At 70.9% G+C, this 16,095-nt stretch carries 17 protein-coding genes; 14 read left to right on the top strand and 3 right to left on the bottom strand.

The window, feature by feature from the left end; genetic code table 11:
• Positions 1-6: 6 nt before the first annotated feature.
• Positions 7-1,188, bottom strand: coding sequence for an acyl-CoA dehydrogenase family protein (locus ACCP09_RS00760; RefSeq protein WP_378363994.1), 1,182 nt, complete (start codon positions 1,186-1,188; stop codon positions 7-9).
• Positions 1,189-1,293: 105 nt separating this feature from the next.
• On the opposite strand from ACCP09_RS00760, the gene ACCP09_RS00755 reads away from it, so the two are divergent.
• The 14 genes from ACCP09_RS00755 (at position 1,294) to ACCP09_RS00690 (ending at position 14,415) form a co-directional block, all read left to right on the top strand.
• Positions 1,294-1,485, top strand: coding sequence for a ferredoxin (locus ACCP09_RS00755; RefSeq protein ID WP_433742491.1), 192 nt, complete (start codon positions 1,294-1,296; stop codon positions 1,483-1,485).
• 62 nt (positions 1,486-1,547) lie between these two features.
• A complete protein-coding gene (locus ACCP09_RS00750) occupies positions 1,548-2,429 on the top strand; it encodes a 3-oxoacyl-ACP reductase (protein ID WP_433742594.1) in 882 nt (293 codons plus the stop codon).
• Positions 2,426-3,940, top strand: coding sequence for an aldehyde dehydrogenase family protein (locus tag ACCP09_RS00745; RefSeq protein ID WP_433742489.1), 1,515 nt, complete (start codon positions 2,426-2,428; stop codon positions 3,938-3,940). Before ACCP09_RS00750 ends, ACCP09_RS00745 begins: the two co-directional genes overlap by 4 nt.
• Positions 3,940-4,701 carry a glucose 1-dehydrogenase gene (locus ACCP09_RS00740; protein ID WP_364143486.1) on the top strand — a complete coding sequence of 254 codons (762 nt, stop codon included), beginning with the start codon at positions 3,940-3,942 and terminating at the stop codon, positions 4,699-4,701. Before ACCP09_RS00745 ends, ACCP09_RS00740 begins: the two co-directional genes overlap by 1 nt.
• A 99-nt stretch (positions 4,702-4,800) precedes the next feature.
• Positions 4,801-5,595, top strand: coding sequence for an MlaE family ABC transporter permease (locus ACCP09_RS00735; RefSeq protein ID WP_017983886.1), 795 nt, complete (start codon positions 4,801-4,803; stop codon positions 5,593-5,595).
• Entirely contained in the window at positions 5,595-6,458 is an 864-nt protein-coding gene (locus ACCP09_RS00730) for an MlaE family ABC transporter permease (protein ID WP_027934932.1), read from the top strand. The genes ACCP09_RS00735 and ACCP09_RS00730 overlap by 1 nt, the downstream gene beginning before the upstream one ends.
• Positions 6,455-7,777, top strand: coding sequence for an MCE family protein (locus tag ACCP09_RS00725; protein ID WP_027934933.1), 1,323 nt, complete (start codon positions 6,455-6,457; stop codon positions 7,775-7,777). The genes ACCP09_RS00730 and ACCP09_RS00725 overlap by 4 nt, the downstream gene beginning before the upstream one ends.
• On the top strand, positions 7,774-8,817 hold the full coding sequence (locus ACCP09_RS00720) for an MCE family protein (protein WP_431905703.1): 1,044 nt from the start codon (positions 7,774-7,776) through the stop codon (positions 8,815-8,817). Before ACCP09_RS00725 ends, ACCP09_RS00720 begins: the two co-directional genes overlap by 4 nt.
• Entirely contained in the window at positions 8,814-9,845 is a 1,032-nt protein-coding gene (locus tag ACCP09_RS00715) for an MCE family protein (RefSeq protein WP_433742486.1), read from the top strand. Before ACCP09_RS00720 ends, ACCP09_RS00715 begins: the two co-directional genes overlap by 4 nt.
• On the top strand, positions 9,842-11,029 hold the full coding sequence (locus tag ACCP09_RS00710; protein ID WP_378334008.1) for an MCE family protein: 1,188 nt from the start codon (positions 9,842-9,844) through the stop codon (positions 11,027-11,029). Before ACCP09_RS00715 ends, ACCP09_RS00710 begins: the two co-directional genes overlap by 4 nt.
• Positions 11,026-12,210, top strand: coding sequence for an MCE family protein (locus ACCP09_RS00705; protein ID WP_433742484.1), 1,185 nt, complete (start codon positions 11,026-11,028; stop codon positions 12,208-12,210). The genes ACCP09_RS00710 and ACCP09_RS00705 overlap by 4 nt, the downstream gene beginning before the upstream one ends.
• Positions 12,207-13,445, top strand: a complete 1,239-nt coding sequence (locus ACCP09_RS00700) for an MCE family protein (RefSeq protein WP_123685466.1) — start codon at positions 12,207-12,209, stop codon at positions 13,443-13,445. Before ACCP09_RS00705 ends, ACCP09_RS00700 begins: the two co-directional genes overlap by 4 nt.
• Positions 13,442-13,918, top strand: a complete 477-nt coding sequence (locus tag ACCP09_RS00695) for a nuclear transport factor 2 family protein (protein ID WP_433742482.1) — start codon at positions 13,442-13,444, stop codon at positions 13,916-13,918. The genes ACCP09_RS00700 and ACCP09_RS00695 overlap by 4 nt, the downstream gene beginning before the upstream one ends.
• Positions 13,915-14,415, top strand: a complete 501-nt coding sequence (locus ACCP09_RS00690) for a hypothetical protein (protein ID WP_378334011.1) — start codon at positions 13,915-13,917, stop codon at positions 14,413-14,415. The genes ACCP09_RS00695 and ACCP09_RS00690 overlap by 4 nt, the downstream gene beginning before the upstream one ends.
• Here ACCP09_RS00690 and ACCP09_RS00685 read toward each other — a convergent pair whose 3' ends face one another.
• Together ACCP09_RS00685 and ACCP09_RS00680 are read right to left on the bottom strand one after the other, a co-directional pair.
• Positions 14,416-15,321: an anti-sigma factor RsbA family regulatory protein gene (locus ACCP09_RS00685; protein WP_433742480.1), complete on the bottom strand. Its 906-nt coding sequence runs from the start codon at positions 15,319-15,321 to the stop codon at positions 14,416-14,418.
• Positions 15,318-16,094, bottom strand: coding sequence for an MEDS domain-containing protein (locus ACCP09_RS00680; protein ID WP_433742478.1), 777 nt, complete (start codon positions 16,092-16,094; stop codon positions 15,318-15,320). The genes ACCP09_RS00685 and ACCP09_RS00680 overlap by 4 nt, the downstream gene beginning before the upstream one ends.
• Between the last annotated feature and the right edge of the window lies 1 nt (position 16,095).

The following is a 16,095-nucleotide window of genomic DNA, read 5'->3' as shown; positions in this document are numbered from 1 at the left end:
TCCTCCTCAGCGGGTCACGGGCAGGGACAGGGCGGTCGCCGCGATCAGGTCGCGCTGGATCTCGTTCGTGCCGCCGCCGAAGGTCAGGATCAGCGCCGAGCGGTGCGCCCGTTCCAGCCGTCCGCGCAGCACAGCGCCAGGGGAGCCGGCGCGCACCACCGCGCCCGGCCCGACGACCTCCATCAGCAGCCGGTACGCCTCGATCGCCAGCTCGGTGCCGAACACCTTCGTCGCCGAGGCCTCCGCCGCGCCCAGCTCGTCCGAGCCCGCGGCCCAGGCGATCCGCCAGTTGCGCAGCTTGAGGTACTCGGCGTGGGCGTGCACGCGGGCCAGGTGCATCCGGACCCACTCGGCGTCGATGACCCGGCTGCCGTCCGGCTGCTTGGTCTCCTGCGCCCACCTCCGCACCTCGTCCAGCGCGGAGATGATCGGCGCGGCCGAGGTCAGCGCCACGCGCTCGTGGTTGAGCTGGTTGGTGATGAGCGGCCAGCCCGCGTTCTCGTCGGCGATCCGGGCGGACACCGGCACGCGCACGTCGTCGTAGTAGGTCGCGCTCGTGCCCGGTCCGGCGACGGTGCGCACCTTCGTCCAGGAGAAGCCGGGCGCGTCGGTCGGCACGACCAGGATGCTCAGCCCCTTGTGCCGTTTCGCGTCCGGGTCGGTGCGCGCGGCTAGCCACACGTAGTCGGCGTACTCGATCAGGCTCGTCCACATCTTCTGGCCGTTGACGATGTAGGAGTCGCCGTCCCGGACCGCGCGGGTGCGCAGGGACGCGAGGTCGGTGCCCGCCTCCGGCTCCGAGTAGCCGATCGAGAAGTGCAGCTCGCCGCCGGCGATGCGCGGCAGGTAGAACGCCTTCTGCTCCGGCGTGCCGAACCGCATGATCGTGGGCCCGATCGTGTTGACCGTCAGGAACGGCACCGGCACCCCGGCCACGGCCGCCTCGTCGGTGAAGACGAGCTGGTCGAGCATGGGCCTGGCCTGCCCGCCCCACTCCTCCGGCCACCCGATCGCGAGCCACCCGTCCCGGCCCAGCTCGCGCACGATCTCCTTGTAGGCCTTGCCATCCCCGTACTCGCCGCCGTCCCCGGCCAGCGCCTCGCGCCGTTCCGGGGTCATCAGCCTGGCGAAATAGTCGCGCAGTTCGTCGCGCAGCCGGTCCTGCTCGGGCGTGTAGCTGATCCGCATGCGTCACCTCCGGCCCGCCCGGTCGTTGCTGGAAGCAGACCGGTCCGTGGCGCTAGTCTAGAACACGTTCTATTTCTATCAGCTCCGCCGCCGAGGAGGAAAGCCATGGAGGTCGCCGTCGACCGGTCGCTGTGCGAGGCGAACGAGGTGTGCATCGGGTTCGCGCCCGCCGCCTTCGAGCTGGATGACGACGAGGAGTTGCGCATCGTTCACCCGTCGGTGCCCGAATCAGAAGTAGAACGTGTTTCGCAAGCGATCGCGGCTTGCCCCAAGAATGCGCTGTTCACCGTCGAGTAAACGGCAGAAACTGGGGCTTGTCCGGGACGAGAACAGATTCTAGTCTGACCGTCGTGGAAGGTATGCGGGAACCGCGGGTGGCCATCGTGACCGGCGCCGGGGCGGGACTGGGCCGGGCGGAGGCACTGGCGCTGGCCCGTTCGGGCGCCTCGGTCGTCCTCAACGACGTCACGGAGGCCGCGAAAACCGTCGTCGAGGAGATCGAAGCCGAGGGCGGGCGGGCGCTGCTCGTCACCGGGGACGTGGGCGAGCGCGCCACCGCCGACGCCCTCGTCGAAGCCGCGCTCGACCACTTCGGCGGGCTGCACGTCGTCGTCAACAACGCCGGGGTGCTGCGCGACCGGATGCTGTTCTCGATGTCCGACGAGGAGTGGGACACCGTGATCCGGGTGCACCTGCGCGGGCATTTCCTGTTGTCCCGCAACGCCACCGCGCACTGGCGCGCCCAATCCAAGGCCACCGGCGCGCCGGTGTTCGCGCGGATCGTCAACACCGCGTCCGAGGCGTTCCTCGTCGGATCCGCCGGTCAGCCCAACTACGCGGCCGCCAAGGCCGGCATCGTGGGCCTCACCGTCGCCACCGCCCGGGGCGCCGCGCGGTACGGCGTGCGGGCCAACGCCATCTGCCCGCGTGCGCGCACCGCCATGACCGCCGCGGTCTTCGGCGACGCGCCGGACGGCGGCGTCGATCCCTTGTCGGTGGACCACGTCGCCCCGTTCGTCGCGTTCCTCGCCTCGGAGCGGGCGGACCGCATCAACGGTCAGGTGTTCGTGGTGCACGGCGGCATGGTCGCGCTGCTGAAACCGCCCGCCGTCGAGCAGCGGTTCGACACCGCCGGTCCGCTGTGGACGGCCGACGAGCTGGCGGCCACCGTGGGCGCCCACTTCGACGACCGAGATCCCGACACCATGTTCGCCGCCACCGAGATCCTGGAGCTCCCATGACACTCACCGTGCAGCCGCACCGCGAATCCGTCGGCCTCAAAACCGGTCAGCTCTACCTCGACGGCCAGTGGGGCCCCGGCACCGGCGGCGACTCGTGGACCCACCGCCACCCGGCGACCGGCGAGGAGATCGGCGAGTTCGCCATCGCCACCGAGGCCGACGTCGACGCCGCGGTCGCGTCGGCGCGCGTGGCCTTCGAGTCGGGCGCCTGGTCGAACTCCCGCGCGAGCACGCGTGTCGCGGTTCTGCACCGGTACGCGGACCTGCTGCGCGAGCACGCCGAGGAGCTGCGGTCGTTGCAGGCGCTGGACAACTCGGTGCCGTTGTCGTTCAGCAGCACGATCTACGCGACCTCGGTCGGCGCCGCGGCGGACGTGTTCGACCACCACGCGGGCTGGGTCGACAAGCTCGGCGGCGAGACCCTGACGCCGTACCAGGGCGGCGACCACCTGGCGATGACCTTCCGCGAGCCGATCGGCGTGGTCGCGGCGATCCTGCCGTGGAACGCGCCGTTCCTGCTGTTCGCGCAGAAGGTCGCCCCGGCACTCGCGGCCGGGTGCACCATCGTGCTCAAACCTTCGGAATACTGCACGTTCACCGTGCTGCGCATGGTCGAGCTGCTGGTCGAGGCCGGGCTGCCGGCCGGCACGCTCAACGTCGTCACCGGCCCCGGCGACCCGGTCGGCGAAGCCCTGATCACGCACCCCGGGGTCGACAAGGTCAGCTTCACCGGCAGCCGCGCGGTCGGCAAGCACATCGTCGAGGCCTCCGCGGGCACGCTCAAGCGGGTCTCGCTCGAACTCGGCGGCAAGAGCCCGGCGCTGGTGTTCGCCGACGCGCCCAACGTCGCCCTGGCCGCCGCGACCGTCGTCGGCGCGGTCACGATGGGCCTGTCCGGCCAGGCGTGCGTCGCCAACACCCGGGCACTGGTGCACCAGGACGTCTACGACGAGTTCCTCGGCGCCGCGCAGGGCATGGCGCAGGCGATGACCTACGGCGACCCGTTCGACCCGGGGGTCATGGCCAGCCCGCTCATCAACGCCAAGCAGCTGGAACGGGTGCTCGGCTACATCGAGAAGGGCAAGGCCGAGGGCGCCCGGCTGGTCACCGGCGGCGAGCGGCTCGGCGGCGACCTGGCGAACGGCAACTTCGTCGGCCCGACCATCTTCGCCGACGTGGACAACCACGCGACGATCGCGCAGGAGGAGATCTTCGGCCCGGTGCTCGCGGTCGTCCCGTTCACCGACGAGGACGAAGCCGTGCGCCTGGCCAACGACACCGAGTACGGGCTCGGCGCGGGCCTGTTCACCGCCGACGTCCAGCGCGCGTTCCGCGTGTCCCGCAAGCTGCGCGCGGGCACGATCGGCATCAACGGTTTCCAGATCGAGCCGCACCTGCCCTTCGGCGGGTTCAAGCAGTCCGGGCTGGGACGCGAGGGCGGCAAGTCCTCGATCGAGGCCTACACCGAGCTCAAGTCGGTGTACCTGCCGCTGACCGACGAGATGATGTGATGGGACGCCTCGACGGGAAGACCGCGCTGATCACGGGCGCGGCCAGGGGACAGGGCGCGGCCGCGGCCCGGCGGTTCACGCAGGAGGGCGCGAAGGTGATGGTCGCCGACGTCGCCGACGACGACGGCAAGGCCCTCGCCGACGAGATCGGCGCGGTCTACCAGCACCTCGACGTCTCGCGCGAGGACGACTGGGCCGCCGCGGTGCAGCGCGCCGAGGACGAGTTCGGCGGCCTCACCGTGCTGGTGAACAACGCCGGAATCCTGCACTTCTCGGAGCTTGCGCACACGTCACTGGCCGATTACGAACGCGTCATCGGAATCAACCAGATCGGGGCGTTTCTCGGCATGCGCTCGGTCGTTGAACCGATGACGCGGGCCGGTGGCGGCTCGATCATCAACGTGTCCTCTGTGGAGGGTCTGGCCGGCATGCCGTTCCTCGTCGCCTACACCGCGAGCAAGTTCGCGATCCGGGGGATGACGAAGGTGGCCGCGCTGGAGCTGGGGCGCAAGGGGATCCGGGTCAATTCGGTCCATCCCGGCATGATCGACACGAAGATGGTGGCCGACGCCGCCGGCGGGGCGGAGATCGACATGGCCTGGGTCGGCAAGAAGGTCGCGCTGGGACGCGTCGGCAAGCCCGAGGAGATCGCGCAGCTCGCGGTGTTCCTGGCCAGTGACGAGAGTTCCTACTGCACGGGCGGGGAATTCGTCGCCGACGGCGGGGCGACGGCGACCCACGCACTGAACCTGCAGGGGTGATCGACTTCACGGGAATACGAAGTAAACACCGCTAACGCAAAGCGGTTTCCCGCAAGGGAGTAAGACTCAGAGCAACGAGGCTGGGGTCGCGGAGGTGTGATGGGGTCACGCACGGGAACGCTCACGATACCGGGCACCGCCGCGCTCACCCAGGTCGGCCGCCTGTCCACACTGGCCTGGGAAGTGCTGCGGGCGATCCCGCGCAGGCCCTTCCAGTTCCGCGAGTGGATCCTGCAGTGCTGGTTCTTCGCGAGCGTCACGATCCTGCCCACCGCGCTCGTCGCCGTCCCGTTCGGCGCGGTGATCGCGCTGCAGCTCGGTTCGCTGACCCAGCAGATCGGCGCGCAGTCGTTCACCGGCGCGGCCAGCGCACTGGCCATCGTGCAGCAGGCCGCCCCGCTGATCACCGCCCTCCTCGTCGCGGGCGCCGGCGGAAGCGCCGTCTGTGCCGATATCGGCGCGCGCAAGATCCGCGAAGAAATCGATGCGATGGAGGTGCTCGGGGTCAACCCGATCCAGCGCCTCATCGTGCCGCGCGTGCTCGCCGCGATGGTCGTGTCCGTGCTGCTCAACGGCCTGGTCAGCGTGGTCGGCGTGCTCGGCGGGTACTTCTTCAACGTCGTCATGCAGGGCGGCACCCCGGGCGCGTACCTGGCCAGCTTCAACGCGCTGGCGCAGCTGCCGGACCTCTACGTCAGCGAGATCAAGGCCGTGCTGTACGGGTTCGTCGCCGGGGTGGTGGCCGCCTACCGTGGGCTCAACCCGGCGGGCGGGCCGAAGGGCGTCGGCGACGCGGTGAACCAGGCCGTGGTCATCACGTTCCTGCTGCTGTTCCTCATCAACGTCGTGCTGACCGCCATCTACCTGCGGATCATTCCGCCGAAAGCGCTGTGATGACCGCCGAAACGCTGGAGAGACAGCCCGGGGTGTCCGACCGGACACTCGAGATGATCGCGCGCCCTGGCGCGGTGCTGGAGGGACTGGGCAGCCAGCTCTCCTTCTACGTCCGCGCGCTCGCCTGGGCGCCGCGCACGCTTCGCCGCTACAGCAGGGAAACGCTGCGGCTGCTGACCGAGGTCTGCTTCGGCACCGGCGGTCTCGCGGTGATCGGCGGGACACTCGGCGTGATGATCGGCATGACCCTGTTCACCGGTCTCATCGTCGGCCTGCAGGGTTACGCCGCGCTCAACCAGCTGGGCACCGCCGCGCTGACCGGGTTCATCTCGGCCTACTTCAACACCCGCGAGGTCGCACCGCTGGCCGCCGGGCTCGCGTTGTCGGCGACCGTCGGCTGCGGGTTCACCGCCCAGCTCGGCGCGATGCGCATCTCGGAGGAGATCGACGCGCTCGAGGTGATGGCGGTGCCCAGCCTGCCGTACCTGGTCACCACGCGCGTGCTGGCCGGGCTGGGCGCGGTGATCCCGCTGTACGCGGTCGGGCTGCTGTCGTCCTACCTGGCCTCGCGCCAGGTCACGGTGTGGCTCTACGGCCAGTCCGCGGGCACCTACGACCACTATTTCGGGCTGTTCCTGCCGCCCGAGGACGTGCTGTGGTCGTTCGGCAAGGTGATCGTGTTCAGCGTGCTGGTGATCCTGTCGCACTGCTACTACGGCTACACCGCCAGCGGCGGGCCCGCCGGCGTCGGCGTCGCGGTGGGGCGCGCGGTGCGGACGTCGATCGTGCTGATCTCGGTGCTGGACTTCTTCCTCAGCCTCGCGGTCTGGGGCGCGACCACGACGGTGAGGATCGCCGGATGAGACGGGCGGTTCTGCTGCGGCGGCTCTGGCACCAGGTGCTCGGCCTGGTGTTCCTCGTCGTGTGCGGGCTGTTCTTCGCCACCACGGTCGCCGCCTACAACAAGGAGTTCACCCCGGTCGCGATGGTGCGGCTGGAGACCGACCACGTCGGCAACCAGCTGCGCAAGGGCTCCGACGTCAAGATCCGCGGTGTCGTCGTCGGCGAGGTGCGCTCGATCCAGGCGATGGGCGACCACGCCGCGCTGGAACTCGCGCTGGACCCGGACCGGCTGAGCCTGATCCCGGACAACGTCTCCGCGCGGCTGCTGCCCAAAACCCTGTTCGGCGAACGCTACGTGGCCCTGCAGATCCCGCCCGATCCGTCGGAAAGGCACATCGCGGCCGGCGACGTCATCCCGCAGGACCGCAGCAGCTCGGCGATCGAGCTGGAGCAGGTGCTGAACAACGTGATGCCGCTGCTGCAGGCCGTCCAGCCGCAGAAGCTCGCCAGCACGCTCAACGCGGTCTCCACCGCGCTCGACGGCCGCGGCGAGCAGCTCGGCGCCACGCTGGTGAACTTGTCCGAGTACCTGGCCGGGCTGAACCCGTCGCTGCCGGACATCAAGGCCGACATCACCGGGCTGGCCAACGTCGCGGACACCTACGACCGGGCCGCGCCGGACTTCCTGCAGGCGCTGGCCGACCTGACCACCACCACGAAGACCCTGGTGGACAAGCAGCAGGCGCTCACCCAGGTCTGGGGGTCGGTCACGAACGCGAGTGACAACCTGGACAGCTTCCTGCGCGTCAACCAGGCCAACCTGATCAACCTCACGGTCACCTCGCAGTCCACTTTGGAGGTTCTCGCGAAGTACGCGCCGGAGTACCCGTGCCTGCTGCAGCAGCTGGCCGAAGCCGTGCCGCGCGCGTACGAGGCCTTCGGCGCGGGCACCGACAAGATGAACCACGTGACGATCCGGTTCGTCGCCGACCGCACCAAGTACGAGCCGGGCAAGGACGAACCGGAGTACCTCGACAAGCGCGGGCCGCGTTGCTACCCGATGGTGCTGCCGCCCGGGCGCTGGCCGCAGTACCCGCCGGGCGGGCCGATCCAGGACGGCTCGACCCACCCGCCCGCCGGGCCGGGCGCGAGCGTTCCGCTGCCCAGCAACGGGATCATCGACGGCGGGTCGTCCACCACCGGATCGGTCGCGAACTCGCCCGCCGAGCAGGACCTGGTCGCGGCGCTGCTGTCGCCGGCCGCGCCGCAGGACGTGCCGGGGTGGGGAACCCTGCTCGCCGGGCCGCTCTACCGCGGGGCGGAGGTGGAGGTCCAGTGAACCGGTTCGTCCCGTCGCTGATCAAGATCCTGATCTTCGCCGCCGTCACGGTGCTGCTGACCGGGATCCTCGGCTCCACCATCGCCAACACCAACTTCGGCGTCACGTCCACCTACACCGCGCGCTTCACCGACGCCTCCGGCCTGCACGAGGGCGACGACGTGCGGATCGTCGGCGTGAAGGTCGGGCAGGTGGACGAGATCACCGTCGAGCAGGACGGCGACACCAGCTACGCCGACGTGCACTTCACCGTCCAGTCGGCCTACCGCCTGCCCGGTTCGGTCACCGCGACCGTCAAGTACCGCAACCTCGTCGGGCAGCGGTACCTGTCGCTGGGCACCAACGTGCCCGGGGACGACCAGCTGGCGGCGGGCGGCATGATCCCGCCGGAACGCACGCAGCCGGCGCTGAACCTCACCGTGCTGTTCAACGGGTTCAAGCCGCTGTTCGCGGCCCTGGACCCACAACAGGTCAACCAGCTCTCCTACGAGATCATCCAGGTCTTCCAGGGCGAGGGCGGCACGATCGAGAGCCTGCTCTCGCACACCGCGTCGCTCACCCAGACCATCGCCGACCGCGACGAGGTGATCGGCCAGGTGATCGGCAACCTCAACACCGTGTTGACCACGGTGAACGACCGCGGCCCGCAGCTGTCGAACCTGATCGAGGCGACCCAGCAGCTGGTGTCCGGGCTGGCCGCGCAGCGCGGCCCGATCGGCGACGCGGTGTCTGCGCTGGGCGAGCTGACCGACGCCACCGCCGGGCTGCTCGCCGACGCGCGAGCGCCGGTCCAGCAGGACATCGCCGCGCTCGGGACGCTGTCCGGCACGCTCGCCGACTCCGGGCAGCTGATCGACGAACTGTTGCAGAAGCTGCCCGGCAACCTGGAGAAGTTCACCCGGACCCTGAGCTACGGCGGCTGGTACAACTACTACCTCTGCGGTCTGACCGGGACCATCGGCGTGACGTCGCTGAACATCACCCTGCCGCTGCTCCCGCTGCCTGCGACCGAGCTCCCGGAGAGGTGCAAGACGTCATGAAGGCGCTCAAGGACCGCAACCAGGCCGCCGTCGGCGCGGTGACGCTCGTGCTCGTCGTGCTGGTGACGCTGGTGTCCTACTTCTCCGACGAGCTGCCGCTGCTCGGCACCGGGACCACCTACCAGGCCTACTTCGCCGAGTCCGCGGGCCTCGCGGCGGACAACGAGGTGCAGGTGGCCGGCGTGAAGGTCGGCCAGGTCACCGACGTGTCGCTGGCAGGCCGGAAGGTGCTCGTCAAGTTCAAGGTGGAGAACACCCGCGTCGGCGACGAGTCGACGGCGTCCATCGAGATCAAGACGCTGCTGGGGGAGAAGTACCTCGCGCTCAAACCCAAGGGCGGCGGCGCGCAGGACCCGGACCGGCCGATCCCGGTCGAGCGCACCACCACCCCATTCCAGCTGCAGGACGCCTTCCAGCAGCTGAGCACGACGGTCGGGCAGATCGACACGAACCAGCTCGCGCAGAGCTTCGACGCGGTCGCCGACGCGCTCAAGGACACCCCGCAACCGTTGCGGGACACGCTGTCCGGCCTGTCCGCGTTGTCGCGCACGGTGTCCTCCCGTGACCAGGAGCTGGCGAACCTGCTGGCGAACACCAGCCAGGTGTCGCGGACGCTCGCCGACCGCAACGCCCAGCTCACCGCGATCATCAACGACGGCAACCTGCTGCTCGGCGAGCTGCAACGGCGCCGGGACGCGATCAAGGCGCTGCTCACCGGCACGCAGCAGCTCGCGGCCCAGCTCTCCGGACTGGTCGCCGACAACCGCGCGCAGCTGCGGCCGACGCTGGAGCGGCTCGGCGAGGTCACCACCATCCTGCAGAACAACCAGGACAACCTGAACCGCAGCCTCGAGCTGCTCGCGCCGTTCACCCGCGTCGGCGCGAACGCGACCGGCAACGGCCGCTGGTTCGAGGGCTACATCTGCGGGCTGCTGCCGCCGGTGATCAAGGCGGGCGGGCTGTCCATCAACCCCGAGGGCTGCACGCCGCCGATCTCCGCGCCGGACCAGGGATTGGGGGGCGGATGACGCTCGACAGCCGTGCCTCGCGCGGCGTGTACCGCTGGATCGCGACCGGGTGCGTGCTCGCGCTGCTGGTGACGGCCGGCTTGTACCTGGTGTTGCGGGACAGCGGCGGCACCCGGATCTCCGCGTTGTTCGACCGGACCGTCGGCCTCTACGCCGGCTCGTCCGTGCGCGTCCTCGGCGTGCCGGTCGGCGAGATCACCGGCGTCACCCCGGAGGGCGCCGTGGTGCGCGTGGACATGCGGGTCGACGACGACGTGCAGATCCCCGCCGACGCCGGCGCCGTCGTGGTCGCCCCGAGCCTCGTCAGCGACCGGTACGTGCAGCTCACCCCGGCCTACGACAGCGGGCCGGTGATGGCGTCCGGCACGCTCATCCCGCAGGACCGCACCGCGACCCCGATGGAACTGGACGACCTCTACGGCACGCTCGACAAGCTGTCGACCAGCCTCGGGCCCAACGGCGCCAACGCGAACGGCGCGTTGTCCGACCTGCTGGACACCGCCGCGGCCAACCTCGACGGCAACGGGCTGAACCTCAACAGCACCGTCACCGAGCTGGCGAACCTGTCGCGCACGCTGGACAACTCGAAGGAAGACCTGTTCGGCACCGTGCGGAACCTGCAGTCGTTCACCACCGCGCTGGCGGACAGCGACGCGCAGCTCAACGAGTTCTACCAGCGGCTCGGGAACGTGACGGGCTTCCTCGCCGAGGACTCCGACGACGTCAGCGCCGCGCTGGCCGCGCTCGGCTCCTCGCTCGGTGACGTGCAGAGCTTCGTCGCGGAGAACAAGGACCTGCTGACGTCCAACGTGGACCGGTTGGCGAGCATCACCCAGGTGCTCGTCGACCAGCGGGCCGCGCTCGCCGAGGTGCTCGACGTCGGCCCGACCGGCATGACCAACTTCATCAACTCCTACGACGCGGCGTCGGGCAGCATCGCGATCCGCTACAACGCCAACGAGTTCACCAACCCGCTGGTCACCACGCTGTGCCGGCTGATCAAGGCGTCCACGCCGGTCGGCCTGCCGACGACGGTCAGCGACGTGTGCGAGGCGATCGCCCCGGTGGTCGAGGGCATCGCGAAGGTCCCGTCGATCCCGCAGCTGCTCGCCGACATCAACAGCGGCAAGCTCCCGCCGCTGCCGTTGCTGCCGCTGGTCGACATCCCGGAGGCCGGATCATGAGGCGGCTGACCGGGGTGCTGTGCGGGGTGCTGCTGCTACTGGCGGGCTGCGGCACGGCCGGGTTCTCCGGGCTCTACAACACGCCGCTGCCGGGCGGGGCGGACCTCGGCGACCACCCGTACCGCATCACCGCGCAGTTCGCCGACGTGCTCGACCTGGTGCCGCAGGCTTCGGTGAAGGTCAACGACGTGCCGATCGGCCGGGTCGACAGCGTCGAACTGGCGCCGGACACCAGGTCCGCGATCGTGCACATGAGCCTCAACGGCGACCTGAAGATGCCGGAGAACTCGTTCGCCCAGCTGCGCCAGTCGAGCCTGCTGGGGGAGAAGTTCGTGCAGCTCGCCGAGCCTGCCGGGGAACCGGCCGCGGCGCCGCTGCGCGAGGGCTCGGTGATCCCGCTGGCGCGCACCAACCGCAACCCCGAGGTCGAGGAGGTGCTGGGCGCGCTGTCGCTGCTGCTCAACGGCGGCGGGGTGAACCAGCTGGCCGACATCACCCGCGAGCTGAACCACGCGCTCACCGGGAACGAGGCGGAGATCCGCGCGCTGCTGGCGCGGGTGGACCGGATCGCGACCGAACTGGACGGGCAGAAGGCGGAGATCATCCGGGCCATCGACGGGCTCAACCGGTTGTCCGGCACGCTCGTCGCGCAGACCGCGAACCTTACGACGGCGCTGGAAGACCTCGCGCCCGGGATGGCCGTGGTGACCCAGCAGCGAGACCAGCTGGTCGGGATGCTGCAGTCGCTCGACCGGTTGTCCGGCGTGGCCGTGGACACGATCGACGCGAGCCGGGAGTCGCTGCTGGCGGACCTGCGGGCGCTCGCGCCCACACTGTCCCAACTGGCCGAAGCGGGTACCAACCTGCCGGAGGCGCTGAAGATCCTGCCGACCTACCCGCTGCCCGACGTCGCAGGCGACGTGGTGAAGGGCGACTACGCGAACGTGACCGCGCGGCTCGACCTGAACCTGGACGCGATCTTCCAGAACATCGCCAACTCCGGGAAGTTCCCGTCGTTCCAGTTGCCGAGCGACAACGAGACCAGCACGCAGGCCGCGGCGCCGCCCCTGCCGATCCCGCAGCCCACGGCGCCGCAGGCGCAGACCCAGCCGCAGCCGGTGACCGGTCTGCTGCCCGGGCTGAGCGACCTGCTCGGCAACCTGCTGGGAGGGACGCCGTGATCACCCGCAAGCACCGGATCCAGCTGATCGCGTTCCTGCTGATCGCGCTCACGTCGGTCGGGTACGCGGGCGGCCGGTACGCCGGGCTGGACCGGCTGTTCGGCACCAGCGGCTACCTGGTCACGGCGAACCTGACCGAGTCGGGCGGGATCTTCGAGGGCGCCGAGGTGACCTACCGGGGCGTCGCGGTCGGCCGGGTGTCCAAGCTGCACCTGACCGACGAGGGAGTCGCGGTCGACCTGGACATCACCTCCGACGAGCAGATCCCGGCCGACACCGAAGCCGTGGTCGCGACCCGGTCGGCGGTCGGGGAGCAGTACGTCGACCTGCGGCCCAAGCACCAGGACGGGCCCTACCTCGCGAACGGGTCGGTGATCACCAGCGACCGCACGGCGATCCCGCTCTCGCCGGACACCGTGCTGGCCAACCTGGACCGTCTGGTGTCCAGTGTGGACACCCAGTCGCTGAAGACCGTGGTGGACGAGACCTACGACGCGTTCGCGGGCAGCGGCCACGACCTGCAGCAGCTGCTCGACACCGCGAACTCGTTCACCACGGCGGCGACGGAGAACCTGCCGCAGACCACACGGCTGCTGGCCGACGGCCGGGTCGTGCTGGACACCCAGCAGCGGCAGGCCGACACGATCACCTCGATGGCCACCGGCCTGCGCACGATCGCCGAGCAGCTCAAGGGCGCCGACCCGGACCTGCGGAAGGTCATCGACACCACGCCCGGCCTGGCGCGGGACCTGGACACGATCCTCGCGACGTCCGGCACCGACCTCGGCGTGCTGATCGCGAACCTGCTCACCACCGCGCAGATCACCTCGGTGCGCACCGACGCGATCGAGGAGCTGCTGGTCGCCTACCCGGTGATCTCGGCGTTCACCCGGTCCGTCTGGTCCAACGGCGAAGGCCACCTCGGGCTGGTGCTGAACTTCTTCGACCCGCACTCGTGCACCAAGGGCTACGAGACGACGCAGCAGCGCCCGGCGAACGACACCCGCGAACTGCCCGCCAACCGGCAGGCCTACTGCGCCGAGCCGCCGGGCAGCGCGACCGGGGTGCGTGGCGCGCAGAACGCGCCGTACGCGGGCAAGCCGGTCAACCCGGCGAAACCGTCCGACCCCGCGCCGTCTCCGACGCAGTCCACGTCGGCCCGGATGCCCGGCGTGCTGGGGCTGGTGAGCGGGACGGCGAGCTCGCTGGGGCAGCTGCTGGGACTGCCGGGATGACCCGGGTGCTGGGCGCGCTGGCCGCAGTGGCGGTGCTGGCCGCGGCGTGGTTCGGGTGGAGCTGGTGGAGCGCGGCGCACGACGACGGGCTGGTCCGCGCCAGGGACCGGGACGCGGTGAGCACCGCCGCGGGTGACGCGCTGGTCGCGTTGAACACGATCGACTACCGCGAGGCCGGTGCCGCGCTGGACCGGTGGATCGCGGTGACGAGCGGCCAGCTGGGCTCGTCGCTGAGCGGGGACCGGCAGGGGCAGGTGGACCGGGCCACCGCGGCGAAGCTCGTCGCGACGGCGTCGCTGCGGCAGATCGCCGTGACGGAGGTGGACGGGGACACGGCGCGGGTGATCGCGGTGCTGGACGTGTCGATCGCGTCCGATGGTGGTGAGCCGAAGCCGGGCCGCAGCCACCTGACCGCGGACGTGGCGCGGGCGGACGGGACCTGGAAGATCACGTCCGTGCAGGGGGCCTCGTGACTTCCCGCGTGGCGACGTGGGTTTCGGTGCTCACGGCGGTGATCGTGCTGGCGGGCGGGTTCGCCGGGTGGGCCGCGGTGCAGGCCGGGCAGTGGCGCACGTCGAACGCCGCGCTGGCCGACCCGGCGGCGACGGCAGAGGCGTCAGAGCAGATCAGCGCGGCCCTGAAGGCGGTGTTCTCCTACGACTACGGCAACCTGGCGCGCACCGAGCGGGCGGCCGCGTCGGTCCTGGTGGACGACGCGGTGACCCAGTACCGCGACACCTTCGCCGCGGCGCAGGAGCAGGCGGTGTCGCAGAAACTGATCCGCACGACGACGGTGGCCTCGCTCGGGTTGCAGGACCTCCACGGCGACACCGCGCGGGCACTGGCGTTCCTGGAGCAGCAGACCCTGAACACGACGACCGGACAGCAGACGTCGTCGTCGGCGGCGGTGTCGGTGGTGGCGCGCAAGGTGGACGGCGCCTGGAAGCTCGCGGCGCTCACGCCACTGTGATCACAGGCGCAGCAGCGCGTACTGCGTCGTCCGGCCCGGTTGTGTGTAGGTGCGAACCAGGTCGGCAAGCTGGTGCACCAGCAGCAGCCCGCGCCCGCCCAGCGCGCCCGGCGGCTGGGGGCGCCGCCCGGCCAGCGGGTCCGCCAGGAAACCGTCGTCGTGCACCGCACAGCACAGGTGACCGTCCGCGGGCCACAGCTCGACCCGGCACGAGCCGCCCGCGTGCCGCAGGCTGTTGGTCGCCAGCTCGGTGACGATCAGCTCCAGATCGGGCACCCGGGCCTCGCTCAGCCCGAACACCCGCGCCTGCGCCGCCGCCCAATGGCGGGCCTCGCGGACGCCCCAGTCGCCGGTCACCGCGAATTCCACCGGGGCCGCGGCCGGCACCGGCTGGTTGTAGCGCGCCACCACGTCGTCCGGCGCGTACTCCACGCTCGCGTACCGCCGCGACGCCTCCCACACCTCCGGGTGCGTCTCACGGGCGTCGGCGACCACGGACGGCTCCAGCGCCGCCGTGTCGTAGGGGCACACGATCGTCACGTCCCGGCCGTCGAACGCGTGGTTGATCAGCGCCTCGTGCTGCGCGCACGCCGGGTACTCGGTGGCCGAGCGGCCTGCCCAGATCGGCTCGCCGATGATGCGTACGTGCCGGTCCGGGTGCGCGTCGGCGAACCTGCGCAGCACCGTCGGGATGATCCGGCCCGGGTTGCGGCCCGCCTCGGTCATGTCCAGCCACAGCACATCGTCCGAGCCGACCGCGGGCCGCAGCACGGACAGCCGGTCGCCGGGCACGGCGACCGCGACCGGTTCCCGCCGCGCCAGGCCGTCCGTGACGAAGGGCACGAGGGCGTCCAGGTACTCGTCGTCGGAGCCGTAGAACAGCGCGGGGTGCACGAACGCGGTCACGCGGCCCCCTCCACCCGCACCGTCGACAGCCCCAGCACTTCGACCAGGCGGGACACGGCCGGCGAGGGATCACGCAACACCAGTGTCGCACCACGGTTCGCCGCGTGCTCCGCCAGCCGCGTCAGGCTGCGGTGGTCGGCGAACCGCAGACCGCTGACGTCGAGCACCAGGTTGCCGTCCACCGTCGGGGGATCCGCCCGCCGCAGCGCCTCGACGAGCAGCTCCTCGGTCGACAGGTCGAGCTCCCCGGCGAGCGCGGCCGACGCCGACGCCGAGCCGAACAGCCGGAACCCGGGGTCGGCGTTCGTCGCCGGATGCATGGACGCCACCCTCGCCACCACCTCGTCACCCACTCGGCCGCGGTCGTATCCGCACATCGCGGAGAACGGCCGCGCGGCCGCGTACCGGTCCACCGCGTGCTCGTAGCGCGCGAGCGCGTCGAGCTGCCCCGGCGTGGTCACGAGCGGCGTCCAGTCCGCCGCGACCCGCAGCCCGGTGTAGCCCGCCGCCAGCGCGGCCTCGGTCGCCAGTGCGTAGTTGCGTGCCTGCGCGTCCGGATCGACCACGGCGCCCGCCGGGCACGCCTCGTCGAGCGAGACCGTCCGCGCCGCGCCGGTGCGAAACGCGTCGTCCAGCCCGTCGAGCGCCGGGTCGCCGGGCGCGACGTACCAGACCTGCCTGCCGCGGGCGAGCCCGTCGCGCAGGAACTCCCGCGCGCGGGCCCGGAAATCCGCCGTGGACTCGAAGGCCCAGCACCGGTGATCGTGAAGCACC

Source organism: Amycolatopsis sp. 3B14 (assembly GCF_050958625.1).
GTDB classification, from domain to species: Bacteria; Actinomycetota; Actinomycetes; order Mycobacteriales; family Pseudonocardiaceae; genus Amycolatopsis_E; species Amycolatopsis_E thermoflava.
Note: the sequence above shows the minus strand (reverse complement) of the source record. Positions and strands in the feature narration are given on the sequence as shown.